The organism is Xanthomonas rydalmerensis (genome assembly GCF_033170385.1).
Classification (GTDB): domain Bacteria; phylum Pseudomonadota; class Gammaproteobacteria; order Xanthomonadales; family Xanthomonadaceae; genus Xanthomonas_A; species Xanthomonas_A rydalmerensis.
Genome location: NZ_CP126170.1, coordinates 3173860 through 3197041 on the forward strand (window position 1 = coordinate 3173860; position 23182 = coordinate 3197041).

The window sequence follows — 23182 nt, forward strand, 5'->3', positions numbered from 1 at the left end:
CCGGCCGGCAGGCCGATGCATCTCTACTCCGCACAAGGTACTTCGGCATGTCCAACTCCCTTTCGCTGTCCTCCAAGCTGTGGACCGGTTCGGCCATCGCCGTCGCGCTGCCCTTGGCCGCCGCCGCGTGCGGGTTCGCCCTCGGCCTGCCCGCCGGCCAGACCCTGGCGCTGAGCATCGGCGCCACGGTGCTCGCCGCTGCGGTGCTGGCCTATATCGTCCATGCCATTACCCGCTCGCTGCGCATCGCCACCACTACCCTGGCGCGTTTTGCCAACGGCAATTTCGAGGTGGTGATGCCGACCGTACGCAACGATCAGGCCTGCGAGATCTTGCTGGCGCTGCGCCAGGTGCAGACCGGCGTGCGCCAGATCAACGACGAGATCGTGCGCATGTCGCGCGAGCACGACGCCGGCGACATCGACGTGGTGATCGAGAGCCACCGCTTCGACGGCGAGTTCAGGATCATCGCCGAGGGCATCAACCGCATGGTCGGCGACCACATCGCTACCAAGAAGAAGGCGCTGGGCTGCGTGGCCGAGTTCGGCCGCGGCAACTTCGATGCGCCGCTGGAGACGTTCCCGGGCAAGAAGATCTTCATCAACGAGATCGTCGAGCAGGTGCGTCGCAACATGCAGGGGCTGATCGCGCAGATGAAGCACATGTCCGCGCAGCACGATGCCGGCGACATCGACGTGGTGATCGAGAGCCACCGCTTCGAAGGCGACTTCCGCAGCATGGCCGACGGCATCAACCGCATGGTCGGCGACCACATCGCCACCAAGAAGAAGGCGATGACCTGCATCGCCGAATTCGGTCGCGGCAATTTCGACGCGCCGCTGGAAACCTTCCCGGGCAAGAAGGTGTTCATCAGCGACACCGTCGAACAGGTGCGTGCCAACCTGCGCGCGCTGATCCGCGACACCAGCCTGCTCGTCGACGCGGCCGCGGCCGGACGCCTGGACGTGCGTGCCGATGGTAGCCTGCACCAAGGCGACTTCCGTCGCATCGTCGACGGCGTCAACCTGACCCTGGACACCGTGATCGGTCCGCTGAACGAGGCCGGCGCCGTGCTCAAGGCGATCGAAGCCGGCGACCTGACCCGCGTGGCGGACGTGCAGGGCCAGGGCCAGTTGAAGGAACTGTGCGACAGCGTCAATGCCACCGTCGCGCGCCTGGCGCAGGTGGTCAGCGAGGTCAACATCAACGCCGACGCCCTGGCCAGCGCCTCCGAGCAGGTGAGCGCCACCGCGCAGTCGCTGAGCCAGGCGGCCAGCGAGCAGGCCGCTGGCGTGGAAGAGACCAGCGCCTCGCTGGAGCAGATGACCGCCTCCATCGCGCAGAACACCGAGAACGCCAAGGTCACCGACAGCATGGCCGCCAAGGCCGCCCGCGAAGCCAACGAAGGCGGCGACGCGGTGCGCTCGACCGTGACCGCGATGAAGCAGATCGCGCAGAAGATCGGCATCATCGACGACATCGCCTACCAGACCAACCTGCTGGCGCTGAACGCGGCGATCGAGGCCGCGCGTGCCGGCGAGCACGGCAAGGGTTTCGCCGTGGTCGCCGCGGAAGTGCGCAAGCTGGCCGAACGCAGCCAGGTGGCGGCGCAGGAGATCGGCCAGGTCGCCGAGTCCAGCGTGGAGCTGGCCGAGAATGCCGGCAAGTTGCTGGACCAGATGGTGCCCTCGATCCGCCGCACCTCCGACCTGGTGCAGGAGATCACCGCCGCCTCCGAGGAACAGACCTCCGGCGTCGGCCAGATCAACGCCGCGGTCGGCCAGCTCAACCAGACCACCCAGCAGGCCGCGGCCAACTCCGAGGAACTGGCGGCCACCGCCGAGGAAATGAGCGGCCAGGCCGAGCAGTTGCAGCAGTTGATGAGTTTCTTCCGCACCAAGGAGGTCGTGGCGCCGCGGCGCCCGACCGCCGTTTCCGGCAATCCGTCGCGCCGGGCGCCGGCGCGCAAGCGTGGGTTCGGTGACGTCGGCCTGGCGCTGGTGCCGGCGCCGGACGAAGCCCACTTCGACACGTTCTGATCTCCAACTTCCACAACATCACATCCAGGGGAACACGATGTTCACGCACATGAAAATCGGCACGCGCATCGGCATCGGCTTCGGCCTGGTGTTGCTGCTGTTGCTGGGGACCGGCATTTTCGCCACGCTGCAGATGGCCCGGATCAATAGCTCTTCCACCGAGCTGGCCACCAACTGGATGCCCAGCGTGCGCAACGTCGAGGAGATGAGCGCGAACTTCAACAAGCTGCGCCTGCTTGAGCTGCAGCGGGTCGTCGCCACCAGCCCGGCCGAGATGCAGGACTACGACACGCGCATGATCAAGACCCTCGAGGCGTTCGAGAGCAACAGGAAGACCTACATCCCGCTGATCTCCTCGCCCGAAGAGCAGGCGCTGTACACGGATTTCGCCAAGAACTTCGACCGCTACAGCGAACTGCACAAGCAGGTGCTGGCGCTCAGCGCGCAGGGCAAGTCCCAGGAAGCGATGACGGTGCTGAACGGTGAGCAGCGGCAGATCTTCCGCAGCACCGCCGAGGCGATCGACAAGCTGGTGGACCTGAACGTCAAGGGCGGCCAGGATGCCAGCGACCGCGGCGACGAACTGTACGCGTCGGCCCGCTCGCTGATCATCGCCACTATCGTGGTGGCGTTGCTGCTGGGCGCGGTGGTCGCGGTGGTCATCGTGCGCCTGCTCACCCGCCTGCTGGGCGGCGAGCCGGCCTACGTGGCCGAGATCGCCAACAAGGTGGCGCAGGGTGACCTCAACCTGGAGGTGGCAGTGCGCGCCAACGACACCGGCAGCGCGCTGTATGCGATGCGCACCATGGTCGACCGCCTGAAGCTGGTGATCGACGGCCAGCGCCGCGTGGTCGCGGCGGCCAACCGCGGCGACTTCTCCGAGCGCATCGCGCTGGACGGCCTGGCCGGGTTCCAGCGTGAGATGGGCCAGGGCCTGAACGAGCTGGCGGCCACCACCGGCGGCAGCATCCAGGACGTGGTGCGGGTGATGGGCGGCCTGGCCGACGGCGACCTGACCCAGAGCATCGACAAGCACTACGACGGTGCCTACGCCGAAATGAAGAACTACATCAACGACACCATCGCGCGCCTGTCGCAGGTGGTTAGCGAGGTCAACGGCAATGCCGAATCGCTGGCCAGCGCGTCGGAAGAGGTCAGCGCCACCGCGCAGTCGCTGAGCCAGGCGGCCAGCGAACAGGCCGCCGGCGTGGAAGAGACCAGCGCCTCGCTGGAGCAGATGACCGCGTCGATCTCGCAGAACACCGAAAACGCCAAGATCACCGACGGCATGGCCAGCAAGGCCTCCAGCCAGGCGCTGGACGGCGGCGAATCGGTGCGCGCGACCGTGCAGGCGATGAAGCAGATCGCACAGAAGATCGGCATCATCGACGACATCGCCTACCAGACCAACCTGCTGGCGCTGAACGCGGCGATCGAAGCCGCCCGCGCCGGCGAGCATGGCAAGGGCTTCGCCGTGGTGGCCGCGGAAGTGCGCAAGCTGGCCGAACGCAGCCAGATCGCGGCGCAGGAGATCGGCGACGTCGCCAGCTCCAGCGTGGAACTGGCCGAGAACGCCGGCAAGCTGCTGGACGAGATGGTGCCGTCGATCAAGCGTACCTCCGACTTGGTGCAGGAGATCACCGCCGCCTCCGAGGAACAGACCTCCGGCGTCGGCCAGATCAATGCCGCGGTCGGCCAGCTCAACCAGACCACGCAGCAGGCCGCGTCCAACTCCGAGGAATTGGCCGCCACGGCCGAGGAAATGAGCGCGCAGGCCGAGCAACTGCAGCAGCTGATGAGCTTCTTCAAGGTGCACGGCACTCCGCCGGTCAGGACCGCGGCGCGCCGTCCTGGCGCCGGCCGCGGCCGCAGCGCGCACACCGGTGCCAAGCCGATCGCCCGCGTCGCCAACGGCCAGCTGGTCCTGGCCGACTCGCTCGACGAAGCCCACTTCGAAACCTTCTGAGACATGGCCATGAACGCTTCCGCTTCGCTCTCCTCCTCCGACGCCAGCGACCTGGCGACGGACCAGTTCCTGACCTTCCTGCTCGGCAAGGAAATGTTCGGCGTCGGCATCCTCGGCATCAAGGAGATCATCGAGTACCGCACGCCGACCGACGTGCCGATGATGCCGCCCGCACTGCGCGGGGTGATCAACCTGCGCGGCGCGGTGGTGCCGGTGGTGGACCTGCAGCAACGCTTCGGCCGCGCGCCCAGCGAGATCAGCAAGCGCACCTGCATCGTCATCATCGAGGTGGCCGCCGGCGAAGAGCGCCAGGTGCTCGGCCTGCTGGTGGACGCGGTCAGCGAGGTGCTGGAGATCGCCACCGCCGACATCGCGCCGCCGCCGGCGTTCGGCACCGGCATCCGCCGCGATTTCATCCACGGCATGGGCAAGGTCGGCGAGCGCTTCGTGATCCTGCTCGCCGCCGACGCAGTGCTGGCGCCCCAGGAGTTCGCCAGCATGGCCACCCTCGACGCCCACCTGGAAGAAGGCATCGCCGCCTGATCGGCCTTCGCCGTACAGCGCCCTGCCCTTCCCCCTCCCCGGACTCCGCATGCCTACGGCCGCCGACATCGCCGCCCTGCACCACTTCGGCACGGTCCTGGTGGTCGACGACAGCCAGGTCCAGCGCGAACACGCGCTGGCGCTGTGCATGCGGATGGGGGCGGCCACGGTGGAAGGCGCGGCAGACGGCCATGCCGCGCTGGCGCGGATCACCCAGGGAACGCCGCTGGGCCTGTTGATCGTGGACCTGGAAATGCCCGGCATGGACGGCGTGCAATTGCTCGAGGCGCTGTCCCGCTGCGGCATGCGCGTGCCGATCGTGGTCGCCTCGCAGCGCGGCGCGGCGTTGATCGATTCGGTGCTGCAGGTCGGCCGCAGCAACGGGCTGCAGGTGCTGGCGGGGCTGGAAAAGCCGTTGCGCGCCGAGCAGTTGGCCGCGGCGGTGCGCGCGCACGCGCCACTGGCACCGGCAGCACCGCGGCACGAGGCCGAGGCGCCCGGCGAGGCGACCATGGCGGAGATGCTGCGCGAGGCGCTGCAGCGCGGCGAGATCGAGGTGGCCTACCAGCCCAAAGTGGACATGCGCAGCGGCCGCGTCGGCGGAGTGGAAGCGCTGGCGCGCTGGCGCCATCCCAGTATCGGGCCGATCCCGCCGGATCGCTTCATCGCCGTGGCCGAACGCGAGGGCCTGATCCATGACCTCACCGCCTGCGTCGCCGATCAGGCGATGGCGCGGCTGGCCGCCTGGAAACAGGACGGCTTTCAACTGACGCTGGCGCTGAACCTGTCGCCGAGCATGCTGCAGGACCCGAACCTGCTCGACGAACTGCTCGGGCTGTTGCGCAAGCACAGCCTGGCACCCTCCGACCTTGTGCTGGAAATCACCGAAAGCTCGCTGGTCTGCGGCAGCGCGCTGGGCATGCTGGCGCGGCTGCGGCTGCAAGGCTTCGGTCTGTCGCTGGACGACTACGGCACCGGCTTCTCCTCGCTGCAGCAACTCACCCGCATTCCCTTCACCGAATTGAAGATCGACCGCATCTTCGTCCACGACGCGCACCGCAGCCGCAACCTGCGCACGGTCCTCGAATCGGCGCTGGGCATGGCCCAACGGCTGGGGCTGCATACCGTCGCCGAGGGCATCGAAACGGTGGAGGACTGGAACCTGCTGCAGGAGCTGGGCTGCGACTTCGGCCAGGGCTATCTGCTGGCGCGCCCGCTGGGGGGCGGCGCGCTGCATGCCTGGCTGCTGGAGCACCAGCGCCTGCTGCAGGAACCCGGCCCCATCGGCAACACCAACGCCCCCGCTTCCGCCTCCACCCACTGACCGGCAAGACCATGACCAGCCACGACACCATCACCGAGCAGGAATTCGGCCGGTTCCAGCGTTTCATCTTCGACGCCGCCGGCATCACCATCTCGCCGGCCAAGAAGGCCATGCTGTGCGGACGCCTGGGCAAGCGCCTGAAGGCGCATTCGCTGCAGACCTACACCCAGTACCTCAAGCTGCTGGAAAGCCGCGAGGGCAGCGGCGAGGTGCAGACCGCGATCGACCTGCTGACCACCAACGAAACCTATTTCTTCCGCGAGCCCAAGCACTTCGATCTGCTGCGCAGCGTCGCCGCCGCGCACACCGGCAGCATGCCGTTCCGTTGCTGGAGCGCGGCCAGCTCCACCGGCGAGGAGGCCTACAGCATGGCCATGGTGCTGGACGACACCCTGCAGGGCCGCCCCTACGAGGTGGTCGGCACCGACATCAGCACCCGCGTGCTGGACAAGGCGCGCACCGGCCACTACCCGCTGCTGCGCATCGAGCACATGCCGCCGGCCATGCTCAAGCGCTACTGCCTGAAGGGCCGCGGCGAATACGAAGGCAGCCTGCTGATCGACCGCAAGATCCGCGACCGCGTGCGCTTCCTGCACGCCAACCTCAATGCCTCACTCCCCAACCTGGGCCAGTTCGACGTGGTATTCCTGCGCAACGTGATGATCTACTTCAACGGCCAGACCAAGCGCGAGGTGGTGACGCGGGTGCTCGGTGCGCTCAAGCGCGGCGGCATCTTCTGCATCGGCCACTCCGAGAGCCTCAACGACGTCAACAGCGACGTGGTGCAGATCGCGCCGTCGGTGTACCGCAAACCATGAACCACGACGTCCCAGGAGGGAACCGCGCATGACCACCACGATCAAGGCCATGGTGATCGACGATTCGGCGGTGGTCCGCCAGGTGCTGGTCGCCGTGCTCAACGACGCGCCCGGCATCGAGGTCATCGCCTCCGCGGCCGACCCGCTGCTGGCGATGGACAAGATGCGCCATCAGTGGCCGGACGTGATCGTGCTGGACGTGGAGATGCCGAAGATGGACGGCATCACCTTCCTGCGCAAGATCATGAGCGAGCGGCCCACCCCGGTGGTGATCTGCTCCACGCTCACCGAGAAGGGCGCGCGGGTGACCATGGACGCGCTGGGGGCCGGTGCGGTGGCGGTGGTGACCAAGCCCAAGCTCGGCCTCAAGCAGTTCCTCACCGACTCGGCCGAGGAGATGATCGCCACGGTGAAGAGCGCCGCGCGCGCCAACGTCAAGCGCCTTGCGGTGCGTCAGGCACAGCCGCCGGCGGAGCCAGAGATCAAGCACACCGCCGATGTCATCCTGCCGGCGCAGGGCGGCCGCGCGCTGTCGCAGACCACCGAACGGGTGGTGGCGATCGGCACCTCCACCGGTGGCACCCAGGCGCTGGAGGAAGTGCTGACCGCGCTGCCGCGGGTCAGCCCCGGCATCGTCATCGTCCAGCACATGCCGGAGAAGTTCACCGCCGCCTTCGCCGCGCGCCTGGACACGCTGTGCCAGATCTCGGTGAAGGAAGCGGCCAACAACGACCGCGTGGTGCCGGGACGCGCGCTGATCGCGCCGGGCGGCAAGCACATGCTGCTGCGTCGCAGCGGCGCGCAGTACTTCGTCGAAGTGCTGGACGGGCCGCCGGTGAACCGGCACCGGCCGTCGGTGGACGTGCTGTTCCGCTCCGCCGCGCGCGCCGCCGGCGGCAACGCACTGGGCATCATCATGACCGGCATGGGCGACGACGGCGCGGTCGGCCTGCTGGAGATGCGCCAGGCCGGCGCACGCACCGTGGCCCAGGACGAACAGAGCAGCGTGGTATTCGGCATGCCCAAGGAAGCGATCAAGCGCGGCGGCGCGGAGAAGATCCTGCCGCTGAACGCGATGGCGCGCGAGATCGGCCAGCAGCTGAGCTAGCGCGGCCAGCCGCCGCACCGCCCTACCGTAGGAGCGGCTTCAGCCGCGACGGCGCGTTCCCATGAGAGCCCTGAGCTAGCAACCAAAAGCCTCGTCTACTGTAGGAGCGGCTTCAGCCGCGACGGAGCCTTCCCATGGAAAGCCCGTCGCGGCTGAAGCCGCTCCTACGACGCAGGCAGGCTGCGCATCGCCACGGCAGCCAACCGACGCGCGCGCACCTGCAAAGCGGTGCGCGACATGCGGAACGCACACCGCACCCGCAAGAACCTCAACCCGAATTGATGTGCTCCTTGCAATACAGCCGCCGATACGCGCTGGGCGTCATGCCCAGGCGTTGGCGGAACACGCGGCGGAAGTAACCGCTGTCGCTGAAGCCGGCGCGCTGCGCCACGTCGTCCACCGCGCAGGTGTTGACCAGCAACAGCTTCTCGGCGAAGGCGATGCGTTGGCGGTGGATCGCCTCGGTCAGCGTGGTGCCGAAGCTGCGCCGGTAGATGCGGCCCAGGTAATCCGGATTGCAGTGCAGTTGCGCGGCCAGCGACGAGGCGGTGAGCGCGGTGTGGAACTGCGTGCCGATCAGCTGCCTGGCGCGGTACGCCAGCGCCACCCCGGCGCGCTCGGACGCGTGCGGATCCGGCCAGGCGCCGGCCACGCATTGCAGCATCGACAGCACGATCGGCTCCAGCATCGGCAGCGTGCGCCGCTCCTCCTGCTCGGCCAGGAACCAGCGAAACAGCCCGACGAAGCGCTCCGGATCGCGGATCGCGGTGCGCTGCGGCATCGACAGCGCCACCGCGTTGTCCGCTTGCGGCAGGCTCGGTTCCAGTTCGAAATGCACCCAGTAGAAGCGCAGGTCGTCCGGGAACTGGTCCAGGCCGGCATGCGCGCGGCCCGGCCACAGCAGCAGCGTCTCGCCGGGGCCGACATGGAAGTCGTTGTCCTGCTCGCGAATCGAAAGGATGCCGCGCTCGACGAAGATCAACTCATAGGACTGGATCACCCGCGCCGGATGCGCGCCCACGCCACGAGAAATGAACAGGCCTCCGTTCTGGACCCGGATCGGATAGGCGACGGCGAACTCGAGCATGTCGGAAACGTCTCCCCTCGCCTGCGCGACGCTGCACTGCAGCAATTAAATGGCTGACACTGCTCATTGGCAGCCCGGCGGCCATGGTCGGAATCGTACCGATTTTATACCGCATAGACTCTTGTCGCGGTTGCGCCGCCATGCCACTTTGCGCTGGCGCCGGACCGGGCGCGCCAGGAGCCGCCCCGTTGACCGCGACCGCCATCGGCCCCGCTGCCGCAGACGCCGCACCGGCCACGACCGCACCGCGCCTGTCGCGCCTGGAGAAGTTCGGCTACGGCCTCGGCGATGCGGGGGGCACCGTCGTCACCTGCCTGATCGCCAACTTCCTCACCTTCTTCTACACCGACGTGTTCGGCCTGACCCCGGCGCTGGTCGGCACCCTGTTCACCGTGCTGCGCGTGGCCGACGCGGTGTCCGATCCGGTGATGGGCCTGATCGCCGACCGCACCCGCAGCCGCTGGGGCCGCTTCCGCGCCTGGCAACTGTGGATCGCGGTACCGATCGGCGTCGCCTGCGTGCTGACCTTCAGCGCGCCGCAACTGAGCGCCGGCGCCAAGATCGCCTACGCCTTCGCCAGCTACTTCCTGCTGTCGCTGTGCTACACCGCGATCAACGTGCCCTACTGCGCGCTGATCAACAGCATGACCGGCGACCACCGCGACGTGGTCTCGGCGCAATCGTGGCGCTTCGTGCTGTGCGGCATCGCCGGCTTCCTGGTGTCGGTGGGATTGCCGTGGCTGGTGCGCGAGCTGGGCAACGGCGACGCCGCGCGCGGCTACCAGCTCGGCGTCGGCCTGCTGGCGGCGCTGGCGGTGGCGATGTTCCTGGGCTGCTTCTTCGCCGTGCGCGAGCGCGTGCCGGTCAGCCTGCTCGGCGGTGCCGGCATCGGCGCGCACCTGCGCGGCCTGCTGCGCAACGACCAGCTGCGGCTGGTGCTGCTGATGTCGTTCCTGCTGATCAACGTGTACAACATCCGCGGCGGCGCCTATCTGTACTTCATCACCTACGTGCTCGGCGGCAGCAGCGGCTACGCCTCGCTGTTCTTCGCGATGGTGGCGCTGGCCACGGTGCTCGGCGCGATCGTGGTCAACGCGCTGTGCCGTCGCTTCGACCCGTTGGCGCTGTACCTGCACACCAACCTGGCGCTGGCCGCGTTCGGCGTCGCGCAATGGTGGCTGCCCACCGGGCCGGCGCAGCAGACGCTGTGGCTGGGAGTGATCTTCGTGCACTGTCTGGTGCTGGGCTTCGCGCTGCCGCTGCATTTCTCGCTGATGGCCTTCGCCGACGACTACGGCGCCTGGAAGAACCGGGTGCGCTCGTCCGGCATCAACTTCGCGTTCAACCTGTTCTGCATCAAGCTGGCCTGGGCCTCGAGCGCGGTGGTGATCAGCGCGCTGTTCGTCTACGCCGGCTACCGCGCCGGCGCGGCACAGCAGAGCCCGGCCTCGCTGCAGGCCATCACCCTGCTGGAAACCCTGATCCCCGCCGGCCTGCACCTGTTGCTGGCCGCGGTGATCCTGCGCTGCCGGCTGCGCCGGCCGCTGCTGGCAAACATCGCCGCCGATCTGGCCGCGCGCCCGGTGCACTGACCTTCCCCACTCTTCAGGATCTCCGCTCCATGCCGCATTCGCCCGTGCCGTCCCCGGAACTGCCGCTCGCCCACCTGCGCATCGCCGACCCGTTCTGGCAGCGCTATCAGCGCCTGGTGCAAGAGGTGGTGCTGCCCTACCAATGGGACGCGCTCAACGACAACGTCGCCGATGCCGAACCCAGCCATGCCATCGAGAACTTCCGCATCGCCGCCGGCCGCAGCGACGGCGCGTTCTACGGCATGGTGTTCCAGGACAGCGACGTGGCCAAATGGCTGGAAGCGGTGGCCTACCTGCTGGCGCAGCATCCCGACCCGGCGCTGGAGCGCGATGCCGACGCCACCATCGAACTGATCGGTGCCGCGCAGCAGGCCGACGGCTACCTCAATACCTACTTCACCGTGAAGGCGCCGCAGGAACGCTGGAGCAATCTGGCCGAGTGCCACGAGCTGTACTGCGCCGGGCACATGATCGAGGCCGGTGTGGCCTACTACCAGGCCACCGGCAAGCGCGCCCTGCTCGACATCGTGTGCCGGCTCGCCGATCACATCGACGCCACGTTCGGACCCGGCCCGACGCAGCTGCACGGCTATCCCGGGCATCCGGAGATCGAACTGGCGCTGATGCGCCTGTACGAAGCGACAAGCGAAGCCCGCTACCTGGCGCTGGCGCGCTATTTCGTCGAACAGCGCGGCACCACGCCGCACTACTACGATGAAGAATACGCCAAGCGCGGCCAGACCTTCTTCTGGGGCGGGCACGGCCCGGCCTGGATGATCCAGGACAAGGCCTACAGCCAGGCGCACCTGCCGGTGGCGCTGCAGGACACCGCGGTCGGCCATGCGGTGCGCTTCGTGTACCTGTACGCGGGCGTGGCGCACCTGGCCCGGCACAGCGGCGACGCAACCCTGCGCGCGGCCTGCGAGCGGCTGTGGGACAACGCCACGCAGCGGCAGATGTACCTGACCGGCGCGATCGGCGCGCAGAGCTACGGCGAAGCCTTCAGCGTCGACTACGACCTGCCCAACGACACCGCCTACAACGAGAGCTGCGCCTCGATCGGGCTGATGATGTTCGCCAACCGCATGCTGCAGCTGGCGCCGGACGGCCGCTACGCCGACGTGATGGAGCGGGCGCTGTACAACACGGTGCTGGGTGGCATGGCGCTGGACGGACGCCACTTCTTCTACGTCAATCCGCTGGAAGTGCACCCGCCCACGGTGCACGGCAACCACACCTTCGACCACGTCAAGCCGGTGCGCCAGCGCTGGTTCGGCTGCGCCTGCTGCCCGCCCAACATCGCCCGCGTGCTGACCTCGCTCGGCCACTACCTGTACACCCGCCGCGACGACACGCTGTACGTGAACCTCTACGTCGGCAGCGATGCGCTGTTCGAGGTCGGTGGGCAGACCCTGACCCTGCGTCAGCGCGGCGAGTACCCGTGGCAGGACACGATCGCCTTCGACGTGGACTGCAGCGCACCGGTGGACGCGGCGCTGGCCCTGCGCCTGCCCGACTGGTGCCAGGCGCCGCACCTGCAGCTCAACGGCGAACCGGTGGCGATCGACGTGCATCGCCAGCATGGCTACTGCGTGCTGCGCCGGCGCTGGCAATCCGGCGACACCTTGCAACTGCGCCTGCCGATGCCGCCGATGCGGGTCAGCGGGCACCCGCGCGTGCGGCACCTGGCCGGCAAGGTCGCGGTGCAACGCGGGCCGCTGGTGTACTGCCTGGAGCAGGCCGACAACGGCGCCGACCTGCATCAGTTGCGCCTGCCGTCCAGCGCCACGCTGCAGACGGTGCCGGGCACCGGCGCACTGGCCGGCCAGGTGCTGCTGCAAGCCAGTGGCGAACGCCTGCACGGCGACGTCGACGCCGCAGCCGCGCCGCTGTACCGCTACGATGCGCCGCCACCGACGCGGCAGCCGCAGACCCTGACCTTCGTGCCCTACTTCGCCTGGGCCAATCGCGGCGAGGGCGAGATGCGGGTGTGGGTGGACGTCGGCGACGGTTGAAGGCAACGCTGCGGGACCTATCCTGTAGATACCGTCTTACCCCCTAGCAGGCAAGGCCCCTTTTCGGGTCGAACGCGGTGCCCGATTTGAGGACGCCATAGGCGAGGTGCAGGAGCTTGCGCATGGCGGCGCACACGATCTGCTTGCCGGCTTTGCCGCGTTCGCTTAGCCGCTGTTTCAGCGCCCGGATGACCGGATTGTGGGTCATGGCCACCAGGGCCGGCATGAACAGGCCAGCGCGCAGGCGGGGCGAGCCGGTGCGCGAGATGCAGACATGGCCTTTGCGGTCGCCCGACTCCTGCAGGCACGGATTCAGGCCGGCGAAGGCGGTCACCGCCGAGGCATCGGCAAAGCGCCTCACATCGCCAAGCTCAGCCAGCATCAAGGCCGCACTGGTGTCGGCGATGCCCTGGATGCTCACCAGTAACTCGCGCTGCCCCCGCAAGGTCGGATCCTGGTCGATATGGTCATCGATGGCCTGCTCGATCTGGGCGATGTGATGTTGCAGATCGGCCAGATGGACCTGGATCGAGTCCTTCACCTGGGCCGGAGCGACGTCCAGCCGGTTGCGCTCCATCTGCAGCATCTGTTGCAAGTCCTGGCGCCGGCGCACCAGTGCCTTGAGTTGCTTGAGCGCCGGCGGATCAGGGTGCCAACGGCGTAACTGCTCGCGGTGACGCAGGGCATAGCTGGCGATCAGCTTGGCATCGCTGCGATCGGTCTTGACCCGGCTGAGCTGGCTGCGTGCATACGCGGCCGTCTGCGCCGGGTTGAGCACGCACACCCGATAGCCTCGTGCGTGGAGGAACTCGGCCAGTGCCTGGTGGTAGGTGCCAGTGGCCTCCATGGCGATCCAGCTATCGGGCTGCGCATGGGTCTGCAGCCATGCCTGCAGGGCCTGGAAGCCCTTGGCATCGTTGGACAACTTGGCCTTGGTACGGTGCTTGCCATTGGTCAGCTCGCTGGCCACATCGAAACTGCGCTTGGCGACGTCGATGCCGATGACGGGAGACATACGCGATTCCTCCATCGTGTCAGGGTCATGATCGGCGCTGTGCCCGGTCCTGCCTTGTCGATGCGAGTTCACGCCGGGGGCGGACTCTGGATACCGTTCGGACACCCAAGGGCCAGCATGTGGAGAGGGGAGCCGATCTACGATGCAAGCTCGAAGCTTCAGGAGCGACTGGACTTCCCACACCTCCTCCGATGATCAGTCGGAAGACATGACGCCTGTTTAAGGGCGCCAGGTCCAGATACAAGGAGCGGCTTCAGCCGCGACGGGGCGTTTCCCGGTAACGCCCGCCGCGGCTGAAGCCGCTCCTACCGGGCAAGCTGCATCTAGTTCAATCGTGGCGGAAGCAGGTCACCGACGCGACGCCTGCCTGCCGCGCCCCGTGGGCCGCTTCGCACGCGCCGCAACGGCCAGCGCACGCTCTAAGCTAGGGCCATGGATGCCCTGGCCCCCGTCGCACCGCCGTTCGCCCGCCTTGCCCTCGGCGCGCATCGCATCGCCGTGCCGGATGCCTGGCTGCTGGCGTTCGAGGTCGATGCCTTCGACAGCGCGGATTTCCAGCGCCACGGCCTGCAGCAGCCGGCGTCGATCGCACGCAGCGTGCGCAAGCGCCAGGCCGAGTACCTGGCCGGACGGCGCGCGGCGCTCGCCGCGCTGCGGGCCGCCGGCAGCACGGCAACCGATCTGCCGATCGGTGTCGACCGCGCACCGGTCTGGCCCACCGACTTTCTCGGCAGCCTCTCGCATACCGACGGCCTGGCGGTCGCCATCGCCATGCCGGTATCCGTCGGGGCACAGGGCATCGGCCTGGACGTCGAACGCGTGGTGGCCGCGGACCAGCTTGAAGCGATCCGCAGCCTGGCCCTGGATGCCAGCGACTGCGCCGCGCTGGCCGGCCTCGCCCGTGTCCGCGGCTGGCCGTATGCGCTGACCCTGGGCTTCTCGGCGAAGGAAAGTTTCTACAAGGCCGCCGCGGCGACCGTCGGCCGCTTGTTCGACTTCGACGCCTTGCGCATCGAAGGCTGCGATCCGGCCAGCGGCAGCCTGGACACGCGGATCGCCACACCGCTGGCGCCGGCCTTGCCGGCCGGACAACGGCATCGCCTGCACTGGGTGGAGGTACAGCCCGACCTGCTGCTCACCAGTTGCGTCTGGTAGCACGTCCCGGCGTCACCACGTGGTCACGCGGATGCAGCAACGCACGCCGCATGCGACACGCCGCGCGTTGCGAGCACGCGCACTGCGCCGTGCCTGGTCAGACCACGAAGACGCGCCGCCTGCCGCGGCGCCATGCACTCACAACGCGGCCAGGATCTGCTCGCGCCGGCGTGCGTACTCCGCCGCGTCGATCAGGCCCTGCGCCTTCAACTGCTCCAGCGCACGCAGGCGCTGTTCGACCGAAGCGGCGGGCGGCAACGGCGGCGGCGCCGCGGCCGCCGGCCGGCGCCGCTGGGCACGGATCGCCAGCCACACCACCACGCCGATCAGCAGTGGGACACCGAGCATCACCAACAGCACGAGCCAGTGCCAGATGCTGAATCCACCCATCGCTTGCTCCTTCCGGCCGCGTGCCGATCGTGGCGCTTACTTCGCCTTGCCCTGGTTGGCCACCGCTTCGGCCGCCTTCTTCGCCGCTTCCGGATCGCCCAGGTAGCGGTAGGACTGCACCTGCAGACTGTCGTCCAGTTCGAACAGCAGCGGGATGCCGGTGGGGATGTTGAGCTCGAGGATCTCCTCGCGCGACACGTCGTTCAAGTACTTGTACAGCGCGCGCAGCGAGTTGCCGTGGGCGGTGACCAGCACGGTCTGCCCGGCCTTGAGCTGCGGCGCGATGGCGTCGTGCCAGTACGGCAGCACGCGCTCGAGCGTGGTCGCCAGCGACTCGGTGGCCGGCAGCGCATTGCGGTCCAGGGTGGCGTAGCGACGGTCGTGCAGCGGATGGCCCGGATCCTCGGCGTCCATCGGCGGCGGCGGGATGTCGTAGGAGCGGCGCCAGATCTTGACCTGCTCCTCGCCGTGCTTGGCCGCGGTCTCGGCCTTGTCCAGGCCCTGCAGGCCGCCGTAGTGGCGCTCGTTGAGGCGCCAGCTCTTGTGCACCGGCAGCCAGTCCTGGTCCAGCTCCTTCAGCGCGCCCTGCAAGGTGTGGATGGCGCGCTTGAGCACCGAGGTGTGGGCGACGTCGAACTGCAGCCCCTCTTCGCGCATCAGCCGGCCGGCGGCGGCCGCTTCCTGGCGGCCCTGCTCGGTCAGGTCCACATCGACCCAGCCGGTGAAGCGGTTATCCAGGTTCCACTGGCTTTGGCCATGGCGCAACAGTACGAGTTTGCGGGTCACTGCGACGGTCTCCGTTGGGGGATGCGTGGGTCGTGCGGCCCTGGATTGTAGCCGGTGGCGGGGATTGGGGATTGGGGATTGGGGAATCGCCAGAGCCGGTTCCCGTCGGTCGCTGGCGACCAGGCCACGCCGGGCCGCACGACGTGCCGGAGCCCATGCTGTTACGAATCCCCAACCCCCAATCCCCAATCCCCGCCTCTCCACACCCCAGCCACGAACGCGGCGCGATCATCGGCGCATGGACACCTCTTCGCACTCCGTGTTCGGCGATTGGGACGGCAGCATCGTGCAGGCGCGCGCGCTGCAGGCGACGCTGGCGCGTCAGGTCAGCCTGCAGGACGACGTGCCCGATCCGCCGCGGTGGCTGGCCGGCTTCGACGTCGGCTTCGAGGACGACGGCCAGGTCACCCGTGCGGCCGCGGTGCTGCTCGATGCGCAGACCCTGCAGCCGCACCAGGCCGAGATCGCCCGCGTGCCCACCTCGATGGCCTACGTGCCCGGCCTGCTCAGCTTCCGCGAGCTGCCGGCGCTGCTGGCTGCGTTGGCGTTGCTGCGGCAGCGGCCGGACCTGGTATTCGTCGATGGCCAGGGCATCGCCCATCCACGTCGACTCGGCATTGCCGCGCACTTCGGCGTGGTCACCGGGCTGCCCAGCATCGGCGTGGCCAAGACGCTGCTGGCCGGCCGCTTCGAGGAACCCGGCACGCAGGCCGGCGACCACAGCCCCATCGTGCATCGCGGCGAAGTGGTCGGTTGGGCGCTGCGCAGCAAGCTGCGCTGCAATCCGCTGATCGTCTCGCCCGGCCACCGCGTGGCGGTGGACAGCGCGCTGCAATGGACCCAGCGCTATCTGCGCGGCTACCGCCTGCCGGAACCGACCCGACTGGCCGACCGGCTGGCCTCGCGCCGCGGCGAGGTGGTGGTGGTGCCGGCCGCCGACACGCCGTCGCTGTTCTGAATCGGGCGCCGTGGCCGGCGGCCACATCGATCATCGATTGCTGATGACGATGCCGTTGTCGACGATCTGGATGTACATGCCTGCCGGGCGCGGGCGCGCGAGGAACTGCAGATTGACGCTGGCGATGCCGCTACCGACGGCGCAATCGGCGGTCGCCATGCCGATCGCCGTGTAGCGGATATTGGTCCGCAGGGTCGGGCCGGCGACGCGATGGCCGTTGGCGACCGGATAGCAGCCGGCACCTTGTCCACCGGTGACCAGCAAGGCCTTCGCGCCCCACAGATCGTTGATGATCTCGGTGGGCACGTTCATGTTCGGCACGCCTTGCGCCTGCGCCGCGAACGCCGCGCCTGCGAGCAGGACCAGGCCAAGGCGCGACCAGGCGGCGCGGCGACAGCGGATGTGCGATGCGACATGCTTCATGTGGGTGCTCCTTCGGGGGAAGAGGGATCGATGCAGCGCCAGGTGCCGTGCGCTCGCTCGTACGAACGGCCACGACGCGCGCCGATTATTCACAGGCCCACCGTTGCGTCGCAGACAAGAAGTGCGCGCAATTCGCACTATGCGATTCCGGGACGCCGGCATAACCGCGCGACATAGCGCGCGCACGTCGGGGATCGGCGCCGCGCATGAGCGCATCCGGGACAGTCCGTCTTGCCGTGGCGCCGCACCGCGAGCGTCCGCGCATGCGAAGCTTCGCTTCCATTTTTGCGACCGCGAGCATCCGCATGCCCACCCTCATCGCCCCCCGCGTCCACGATATCGGCGGCTTCGAAGTGCGTCGTGCCGTCCCCAGCGTGCAGGCGCGTAGCGTCGGCCCCTTCGTGTTCATCGACCACATGGGGCCGGCGGTGTTCGAGCCGGGCCATGGCGTGGACGTGCGCCCGCACCCGCACATCGGCCTGGCCACGGTCACCTTCCTGTGGTCCGGCGAGATCGGCCACCGCGATTCGCTCGGCTCCGATCAGGTGATCCGCGCCGGCGACGTCAACTGGATGACCGCCGGCCGCGGCATCTCCCATTCCGAACGCACGCCGACCACGCTACGCGAGCACGCGCATCCGCTGCACGGCATGCAGACCTGGGTGGCGCTGCCGAAATCGGCGGAAGAGACCGCACCGGCGTTCTACCACCACCCGGCCGCCAGCCTGCCGCAGCAGCGCCGCGACGGCGCGTGGCTGCGGGTGATCGCCGGCCGCGCCTACGGCGAGGAGTCGCCGGTGACGGTGTTTGCCGACACCCTCAACGTGGCCCTGGATCTGGACGCAGACGCGGAAATCGACCTGGATAACCGGCATGCCGAGCGCTCGCTGTACATCCTGGAGGGCGAGGCGCAACTGGACGGCGTGGACATCCCGGCGCGCCACCTGGTCCTGCCCGAGCCCGGCGCGCGCGGGCGGCTGCGCGCCAAGACCCCGCTCAAGGCGATGCTGATGGGCGGCGAACCGCTGGATGGCCCGCGCCACCTGTGGTGGAACTTCGTGTCCAGTTCGGTGGAACGCATCGAGCAGGCCAAGCAGGACTGGCGCGAGGGCCGCTTCGGCACGATTCCCGGCGACGACCAGGAATTCATTCCGCTGCCCGAACCCGGCCGCTGAGCCGCAGCAGGCGCGCATCCGGGCTTTGGCGCCGCCCGCGAGTGCGCCAACTGCCCTCGTCAGCCCCTGCCATTCGCGCCGGAACCGCCCGGTCGGCGCAGCCGGGCAGGTGCCGCCACGCCGTACCGCGCGTGCGGATATTCCGGAATTCCCATCCCAATTGTCAGCGGCGCGGCGCTGGGCTATGGTGCAACCGCGGCCGCGTGCGCGTGGCCGCACACGGGACACGCACTGCGTCGGGGGATGCACTGCCGGGATCCCGCACAGGATGGGGCGCTCCCGCAGACGACGCCACAGGCGTGCGTATGGATCGAACGCGTCGCATCGCGGCGTATGGGGAACATCGCGAATGAAGACACTCTTGCGCAAGGCACTGCTGACCGCTGCGGCGGCGCTGCCCGCCGCTGCCGCCACCGCGCAGCAGGCACAGAACTGCCCACCGCTGCCGCCGCAGAGCAAGCTGCAGTGGAGCGAGCGCAGCGACAAGGGATTCATCGTCTGCCGCGCCAGCGACGCCGAGGGACGTCAGGTGCTGGGCATGATGCTCACCGCACGCGACCCAAACATTCCGCTGCAGCGCACGCTGCGCGAGGAAAAGGGCGCCATCGCCGGCGAGCAGGTGTACTGGTACCGGCCGGACCTCGGCGGCGCGGAGCTGCCGGGCCTGGCCTCGCGCCGGATCGCGGTCGCGGAGCTGAAGAAGGGCCAGTTCGCCCAGGTCTGGATCGACGCCGCCGACACCCAGGAACTGCAGACCCTGCAGTCGCTGGTGCAGGGCCTGGACATGCGTCAGTCGAGCCTGGCGCTGGAGCGCTGAGTTAGGCGCGTCGCGCGATGGACTGCGACATGGCGTAGGAGCGGCTTCAGCCGCGACAGGGCCTTGCCGGCAGTGCCCTGTCGCGGCTGAAGCCGCTCCTACGAGGAAACAAACCTCGCACCAGAAACGGTGCGAACCGCGCCCTCAGAAGCGCCCTTCCTGGAAATCCACGAAGGCCTGCATCAGCTCCTGGCGCGTGTTCATCACGAACGGCCCATGCCGCGCGACCGGCTCGCGCAACGGCCGGCCGGCGACGAGGATCAGCCGCGCGCCCTGCGCGCCGGCCTGCAGCCGCAGCAGGTCGCCGCCGCCGAGCACGGCCAGCGTCTGCGCCGGCAGCACGCGCGCCGCTTCGCCCTCGCCCAGCGCCGCCTCGCCCTCGAACATGTAGGCGAAGGCGTTGTGCCCGGACGGCAGTTCGAACGCCCAGGACGCGCCTGCGTGCAGCGCGATGTCCAGATACAGCGGATCGGTGGCCGGCTGCGCGATCGGGCCGTGCACCTCGCCGACCTGGCCGGCGATCACCTTGACCGTCACCCCCGGCGCCGGCTGCGCCACCGGAATGCGTTCGGGCGCGAACTCCTGATAGCGCGGCGCGCTCATCTTGTCGCGCGCCGGCAGGTTCACCCATAGCTGGAAGCCGCGCATGCGCCCTTCCTCTTGCTCCGGCATCTCCGAATGCACCAGGCCGCGGCCGGCAGTCATCCACTGCACGCTGCCCGGGGTCAGCAGACCCTCGTTGCCGTGGTTGTCCTTGTGCCGCATGCGCCCGTCGAGCATGTAGGTGACAGTCTCGAAGCCGCGGTGCGGATGGCTGGGGAAGCCGCCGATGTAGTCCTCGGCCCGGTCGGTGCCGAACTCGTCGAGCAGCAGGAACGGATCCAGCTCGGGCAACGCACTGCCGCCGATGACGCGGGTCAGCTTGACCCCATCGCCGTCGGCGGTGGCGTGGCCGCGGATGGCGCGGACGATGCGCGCGGGGGCGACGGTGGTGGACGCGGTCATGGTGAGCGATCTCCTGATGAGATCCCCACCATGGGTGCCGCCGCCACCGCGCCCAACCGCGACCGGCGCAACCCATCGTTCCATCCGCTGTGGTGGGGCCGCTCCCTTGTCCTGTCGAGACCATGAACTCCCTTCTCCCTCCGGGAGAAGGTGCCCCGCAGGGGAGGATGCGGGTCCGGGCGCAACCTCGCACACCGCCCCATGGTGCAGACCGAGTTCGCGCGGGCTTCGCCCCTACCCTCACCCCAACCCCTCTCCCGAGGGGAGAGGGGCGCAAGCGGCCGCGCCCCTTGTGCCGTCGCGGCCATGAATCCCTTCTCCCGCCGGGAGAAGGCGCCCCGCAGGGGCGGATGAGGGTGCGGGTGCAGCCTCGTGCAGCGCCAGCAGCGCAAGCTGGTTTCGCGAGGGCTTCGCCTCCGTACCCTCACCCCAACCCCTCTCCCGATGGGAGAGGGGCTTCTGTCTACGACCAAAGTACTAGGCCCCTGACCGCCCCCGCCATTGACCCCCCAGGCCATCGGGGCGACCCTTGCGGCAATCTCTGGGGGAGCGTTCTGCATGAAAGGGTTTTCCAAGCTGGCCTGGGCCGCACTCGCCATCCTGGCGGCGTTCTGCCTGGGCACCATCGCCCTGCGCCGCGGCGAACACATCAATGCGTTGTGGATCGTGGTGGCCGCGGTCTCGATCTACCTGATCGCCTACCGCTTCTACAGCCTGTTCATCGCCAACAAGGTGATGCAGCTCGACCCCACCCGGGCCACGCCCGCGGTACTCAACAACGACGGCCTGGACTACGTGCCGACCAACAAGCACGTCTTGTTCGGCCACCACTTCGCCGCCATCGCCGGCGCCGGGCCGCTGGTCGGGCCGGTACTCGCCGCGCAGATGGGCTACCTGCCCGGGCTGCTGTGGCTGGTGGTCGGCGTGGTGTTCGCCGGCGCGGTGCAGGACTTCGTGGTGCTGTTCCTCTCCAGCCGCCGCAATGGGCGTTCGCTCGGCGACCTGGTGCGCGAGGAGATGGGCCAGGTCCCCGGCACCATCGCCCTGTTCGGCGCCTTCCTGATCATGATCATCATCCTGGCGGTGCTGGCGATGGTGGTGGTCAAGGCGCTGGCGGAAAGCCCATGGGGCATGTTCACGGTGATCGCGACCATGCCCATCGCGATCCTGATGGGCGTGTACATGCGCTACATCCGCCCCGGCAAGATCGGCGAGATCTCGATCGTCGGCCTGATCCTGCTGCTGGCGGCGATCTGGTTCGGCGGCAAGGTCGCCGCCGATCCCACCTGGGGCCCGGCCTTCACCTTCACCGACGTGCAGATCACCTGGATGCTGATCGGCTACGGCTTCGTCGCCTCGGTGCTGCCGGTGTGGCTGCTGCTGGCGCCGCGCGACTACCTGTCCACCTTCCTCAAGATCGGCACCATCATCGCCCTGGCCATCGGCATCCTGGTGGTCATGCCCGACCTGAAGATGCCGGCGCTGACGCAATACGCGCACAACGGCATGGGCCCGGTGTGGACCGGCGGCATCTTCCCGTTCCTGTTCATCACCATCGCCTGCGGCGCGGTGTCCGGCTTCCACGCACTGATCTCCTCCGGCACCACGCCCAAGCTGCTCGCCAACGAAGGCCATATGCGCTACATCGGCTACGGCGGCATGCTGATGGAATCGTTCGTCGCGGTGATGGCGCTGGTCGCCGCCTCGATCATCGAGCCGGGCGTGTACTTCGCGATGAATGCGCCGGCGTCGATGGTCGGCAACGACGTCGTCGCGGTCGCGGCCAAGGTCAGCGAATGGGGATTTGCGATCACCCCCGAGGTGCTCGAAGCCACCGCCCGCGACATCGGCGAGACCACCATCCTGGCCCGCGCCGGCGGCGCCCCGACCCTGGCGGTCGGTATCGCGCAGATCTTGCACCAACTGCTGCCGGGCGAGGACATGATGGCGTTCTGGTACCACTTCGCGATCCTGTTCGAGGCGCTGTTCATCCTCACCGCGGTCGATGCCGGCACCCGCGCCGGGCGCTTCATGCTGCAGGACCTGCTGGGCAATTTCGTGCCGGCGCTGAAGCGGACCGAATCGTGGGCCGCCAACATCGTCGCCACCGGCGGCTGTGTGGCGCTGTGGGGCTATCTGCTCTACACCGGGGTCAAGGATCCGTACGGCGGCATCCGCACGCTCTGGCCGCTGTTCGGCATCTCCAACCAGATGCTCGCCGGCATCGCGCTGATGCTTGGCACCGTGGTGCTGTTCAAGCTGAAGCGTGACCGCTACGCCTGGGTCACCATCGTGCCGGCGCTGTGGCTGCTGATCTGCACCACCTACGCGGGGCTGATCAAGATCTTCGACCCGAACCCAGCGCAGGGCTTCCTGGCGCAGGCGCACAAGTTCCAGGACGCGATCGCCAGCGGCACGATCACCGCGCCGGCCAAGACGGTGGCGCAGATGCAGCAGATCGTGACCAACGCCTACGTCAACACCGGGCTGACCGCCCTGTTCCTGTTCGTGGTGTTCTCCGTGCTGATCTACGCGGTGAAGACCATCCTCGCCGCCCGCCGCACCCCGCAGCGCAGCGACAGGGAAACCCCGTACGTGGCCTTGCAGCCGCACCAGATGGCGGACCTGTAATGAGCGGCGCACTGGTTCCGGTCGGCCAGTACCAGGCGCACCGCCGGCTGTGGCGGCGCCTGGTGCAGACCGCGCGGCTGTGCTGCGGCATCCCCGACTACGACAACTACGTGCGGCACATGCTCGAGAAGCACCCGGACCGCGAGCCGATGGACTACAAGACCTTCTTCCGCGAGCGCCAGGAGGCAAGGTATGGCGGCAAGAGCGGATTCCGCTGTTGTTGAGGGGCTGGGATTAGGGAGTCGGGATTGGGGATTGGTGGGACGCCTGACGGCGTTTGGCGATTCGACCGGATCACACGGCGGCTCTCGTTCTGACGCGGCAATGCCTGGCGA

At 68.5% G+C, this 23182-nt stretch carries 19 protein-coding genes and 2 pseudogenes; 15 read left to right on the forward strand and 6 right to left on the reverse strand.

The window, feature by feature from the left end:
* The first annotated feature begins 47 nt into the window (after window positions 1-47).
* The 7 genes and pseudogenes from QN245_RS13320 to QN245_RS13345 all read left to right on the forward strand — a co-directional run bounded on the left by QN245_RS13320 (window position 48) and on the right by QN245_RS13345 (window position 7798).
* Window positions 48-2039 carry a methyl-accepting chemotaxis protein gene (locus QN245_RS13320; protein WP_317843401.1) on the forward strand — a complete coding sequence of 664 codons (1992 nt, stop codon included), beginning with the start codon at window positions 48-50 and terminating at the stop codon, window positions 2037-2039.
* 49 nt (window positions 2040-2088) lie between these two features.
* A pseudogene (locus QN245_RS21515) lies at window positions 2089-2568 on the forward strand (MCP four helix bundle domain-containing protein); the annotation flags it as partial.
* Between the two features lie 435 nt (window positions 2569-3003).
* Window positions 3004-4005 (forward strand): annotated as a pseudogene (locus tag QN245_RS21520) (methyl-accepting chemotaxis protein); the annotation flags it as partial.
* 9 nt (window positions 4006-4014) lie between these two features.
* Window positions 4015-4548, forward strand: coding sequence for a chemotaxis protein CheW (locus QN245_RS13330; protein ID WP_184448668.1), 534 nt, complete (start codon window positions 4015-4017; stop codon window positions 4546-4548).
* 49 nt (window positions 4549-4597) lie between these two features.
* A complete protein-coding gene (locus tag QN245_RS13335; RefSeq protein WP_167087576.1) occupies window positions 4598-5872 on the forward strand; it encodes an EAL domain-containing response regulator in 1275 nt (424 codons plus the stop codon).
* Between the two features lie 11 nt (window positions 5873-5883).
* Complete coding sequence (locus QN245_RS13340; protein WP_160970115.1) at window positions 5884-6690, forward strand: CheR family methyltransferase; 807 nt, start codon at window positions 5884-5886, stop codon at window positions 6688-6690.
* 28 nt (window positions 6691-6718) lie between these two features.
* Window positions 6719-7798, forward strand: coding sequence for a protein-glutamate methylesterase/protein-glutamine glutaminase (locus QN245_RS13345; protein ID WP_160970117.1), 1080 nt, complete (start codon window positions 6719-6721; stop codon window positions 7796-7798).
* A 268-nt stretch (window positions 7799-8066) separates the two neighbouring features.
* Here QN245_RS13345 and QN245_RS13350 read toward each other — a convergent pair whose 3' ends face one another.
* Window positions 8067-8885 (reverse strand): helix-turn-helix transcriptional regulator, encoded by an 819-nt coding sequence (locus QN245_RS13350; RefSeq protein ID WP_317843403.1) that lies wholly within the window; start codon window positions 8883-8885, stop codon window positions 8067-8069.
* Between the two features lie 188 nt (window positions 8886-9073).
* Between QN245_RS13350 and QN245_RS13355 the strand changes: the two genes are divergently transcribed.
* Together QN245_RS13355 and QN245_RS13360 are read left to right on the forward strand one after the other, a co-directional pair.
* Window positions 9074-10477: an MFS transporter gene (locus QN245_RS13355; RefSeq protein WP_317843404.1), complete on the forward strand. Its 1404-nt coding sequence runs from the start codon at window positions 9074-9076 to the stop codon at window positions 10475-10477.
* 29 nt (window positions 10478-10506) lie between these two features.
* The gene (locus QN245_RS13360) at window positions 10507-12492 is read left to right on the forward strand and encodes a glycoside hydrolase family 127 protein (protein WP_317843405.1); all 1986 of its coding nucleotides are present in this window, start codon (window positions 10507-10509) and stop codon (window positions 12490-12492) included.
* Window positions 12493-12535: 43 nt separating this feature from the next.
* Here the strand turns inward: QN245_RS13360 and QN245_RS13365 are convergent, their stop codons facing one another.
* Window positions 12536-13507: an IS110 family RNA-guided transposase gene (locus tag QN245_RS13365; protein ID WP_317843406.1), complete on the reverse strand. Its 972-nt coding sequence runs from the start codon at window positions 13505-13507 to the stop codon at window positions 12536-12538.
* Between the two features lie 432 nt (window positions 13508-13939).
* Here QN245_RS13365 and QN245_RS13370 point away from each other — a divergent pair, with 432 nt between their 5' ends.
* Complete coding sequence (locus tag QN245_RS13370; RefSeq protein ID WP_317843407.1) at window positions 13940-14662, forward strand: 4'-phosphopantetheinyl transferase family protein; 723 nt, start codon at window positions 13940-13942, stop codon at window positions 14660-14662.
* A gap of 138 nt (window positions 14663-14800) precedes the next feature.
* Here QN245_RS13370 and QN245_RS13375 read toward each other — a convergent pair whose 3' ends face one another.
* A complete protein-coding gene (locus QN245_RS13375) occupies window positions 14801-15052 on the reverse strand; it encodes an SHOCT domain-containing protein (RefSeq protein ID WP_184643533.1) in 252 nt (83 codons plus the stop codon).
* A gap of 36 nt (window positions 15053-15088) precedes the next feature.
* Window positions 15089-15838 (reverse strand): 2,3-diphosphoglycerate-dependent phosphoglycerate mutase, encoded by a 750-nt coding sequence (gene gpmA, locus QN245_RS13380; protein ID WP_184643535.1) that lies wholly within the window; start codon window positions 15836-15838, stop codon window positions 15089-15091.
* A 238-nt stretch (window positions 15839-16076) separates the two neighbouring features.
* On the opposite strand from gpmA, the gene nfi reads away from it, so the two are divergent.
* On the forward strand, window positions 16077-16796 hold the full coding sequence (gene nfi / locus QN245_RS13385; protein WP_317843408.1) for a deoxyribonuclease V: 720 nt from the start codon (window positions 16077-16079) through the stop codon (window positions 16794-16796).
* Window positions 16797-16826: 30 nt separating this feature from the next.
* Here the strand turns inward: nfi and QN245_RS13390 are convergent, their stop codons facing one another.
* Window positions 16827-17219 (reverse strand): hypothetical protein, encoded by a 393-nt coding sequence (locus QN245_RS13390; protein ID WP_184448674.1) that lies wholly within the window; start codon window positions 17217-17219, stop codon window positions 16827-16829.
* A 305-nt stretch (window positions 17220-17524) separates the two neighbouring features.
* On the opposite strand from QN245_RS13390, the gene QN245_RS13395 reads away from it, so the two are divergent.
* The gene (locus QN245_RS13395; RefSeq protein WP_184448675.1) at window positions 17525-18394 is read left to right on the forward strand and encodes a pirin family protein; all 870 of its coding nucleotides are present in this window, start codon (window positions 17525-17527) and stop codon (window positions 18392-18394) included.
* A gap of 349 nt (window positions 18395-18743) precedes the next feature.
* On the forward strand, window positions 18744-19211 hold the full coding sequence (locus tag QN245_RS13400; protein WP_317843409.1) for a hypothetical protein: 468 nt from the start codon (window positions 18744-18746) through the stop codon (window positions 19209-19211).
* A gap of 144 nt (window positions 19212-19355) precedes the next feature.
* On the opposite strand, the gene QN245_RS13405 is transcribed toward QN245_RS13400, so the two are convergent.
* A complete protein-coding gene (locus QN245_RS13405; protein WP_317843410.1) occupies window positions 19356-20216 on the reverse strand; it encodes a pirin family protein in 861 nt (286 codons plus the stop codon).
* A gap of 558 nt (window positions 20217-20774) precedes the next feature.
* Here QN245_RS13405 and QN245_RS13410 point away from each other — a divergent pair.
* Window positions 20775-22847: a carbon starvation CstA family protein gene (locus QN245_RS13410; RefSeq protein ID WP_167087574.1), complete on the forward strand. Its 2073-nt coding sequence runs from the start codon at window positions 20775-20777 to the stop codon at window positions 22845-22847.
* The gene (locus tag QN245_RS13415) at window positions 22847-23071 is read left to right on the forward strand and encodes a YbdD/YjiX family protein (protein WP_160970142.1); all 225 of its coding nucleotides are present in this window, start codon (window positions 22847-22849) and stop codon (window positions 23069-23071) included. The genes QN245_RS13410 and QN245_RS13415 overlap by 1 nt, the downstream gene beginning before the upstream one ends.
* Window positions 23072-23182: the final 111 nt, after the last annotated feature.

Excerpts from the sequence above, each read along its gene's own strand:
- QN245_RS13320 (WP_317843401.1), top strand. The coding sequence starts at position 48 with ATGTCCAACTCCCTTTCGCTGTCCTCCAAGCTGTGGACCGGTTCGGCC.
- QN245_RS13330 (WP_184448668.1), top strand. The coding sequence starts at position 4,015 with ATGAACGCTTCCGCTTCGCTCTCCTCCTCCGACGCCAGCGACCTGGCG.
- QN245_RS13335 (WP_167087576.1), top strand. The coding sequence starts at position 4,598 with ATGCCTACGGCCGCCGACATCGCCGCCCTGCACCACTTCGGCACGGTC.
- QN245_RS13340 (WP_160970115.1), top strand. The coding sequence starts at position 5,884 with ATGACCAGCCACGACACCATCACCGAGCAGGAATTCGGCCGGTTCCAG.
- QN245_RS13345 (WP_160970117.1), top strand. The coding sequence starts at position 6,719 with ATGACCACCACGATCAAGGCCATGGTGATCGACGATTCGGCGGTGGTC.
- QN245_RS13350 (WP_317843403.1), bottom strand. The coding sequence starts at position 8,885 with ATGCTCGAGTTCGCCGTCGCCTATCCGATCCGGGTCCAGAACGGAGGC.
- QN245_RS13360 (WP_317843405.1), top strand. The coding sequence starts at position 10,507 with ATGCCGCATTCGCCCGTGCCGTCCCCGGAACTGCCGCTCGCCCACCTG.
- QN245_RS13365 (WP_317843406.1), bottom strand. The coding sequence starts at position 13,507 with ATGTCTCCCGTCATCGGCATCGACGTCGCCAAGCGCAGTTTCGATGTG.
- QN245_RS13370 (WP_317843407.1), top strand. The coding sequence starts at position 13,940 with ATGGATGCCCTGGCCCCCGTCGCACCGCCGTTCGCCCGCCTTGCCCTC.
- QN245_RS13375 (WP_184643533.1), bottom strand. The coding sequence starts at position 15,052 with ATGGGTGGATTCAGCATCTGGCACTGGCTCGTGCTGTTGGTGATGCTC.
- nfi (WP_317843408.1), top strand. The coding sequence starts at position 16,077 with ATGGACACCTCTTCGCACTCCGTGTTCGGCGATTGGGACGGCAGCATC.
- QN245_RS13390 (WP_184448674.1), bottom strand. The coding sequence starts at position 17,219 with ATGAAGCATGTCGCATCGCACATCCGCTGTCGCCGCGCCGCCTGGTCG.
- QN245_RS13395 (WP_184448675.1), top strand. The coding sequence starts at position 17,525 with ATGCCCACCCTCATCGCCCCCCGCGTCCACGATATCGGCGGCTTCGAA.
- QN245_RS13400 (WP_317843409.1), top strand. The coding sequence starts at position 18,744 with ATGAAGACACTCTTGCGCAAGGCACTGCTGACCGCTGCGGCGGCGCTG.
- QN245_RS13405 (WP_317843410.1), bottom strand. The coding sequence starts at position 20,216 with ATGACCGCGTCCACCACCGTCGCCCCCGCGCGCATCGTCCGCGCCATC.
- QN245_RS13410 (WP_167087574.1), top strand. The coding sequence starts at position 20,775 with ATGAAAGGGTTTTCCAAGCTGGCCTGGGCCGCACTCGCCATCCTGGCG.
- QN245_RS13415 (WP_160970142.1), top strand. The coding sequence starts at position 22,847 with ATGAGCGGCGCACTGGTTCCGGTCGGCCAGTACCAGGCGCACCGCCGG.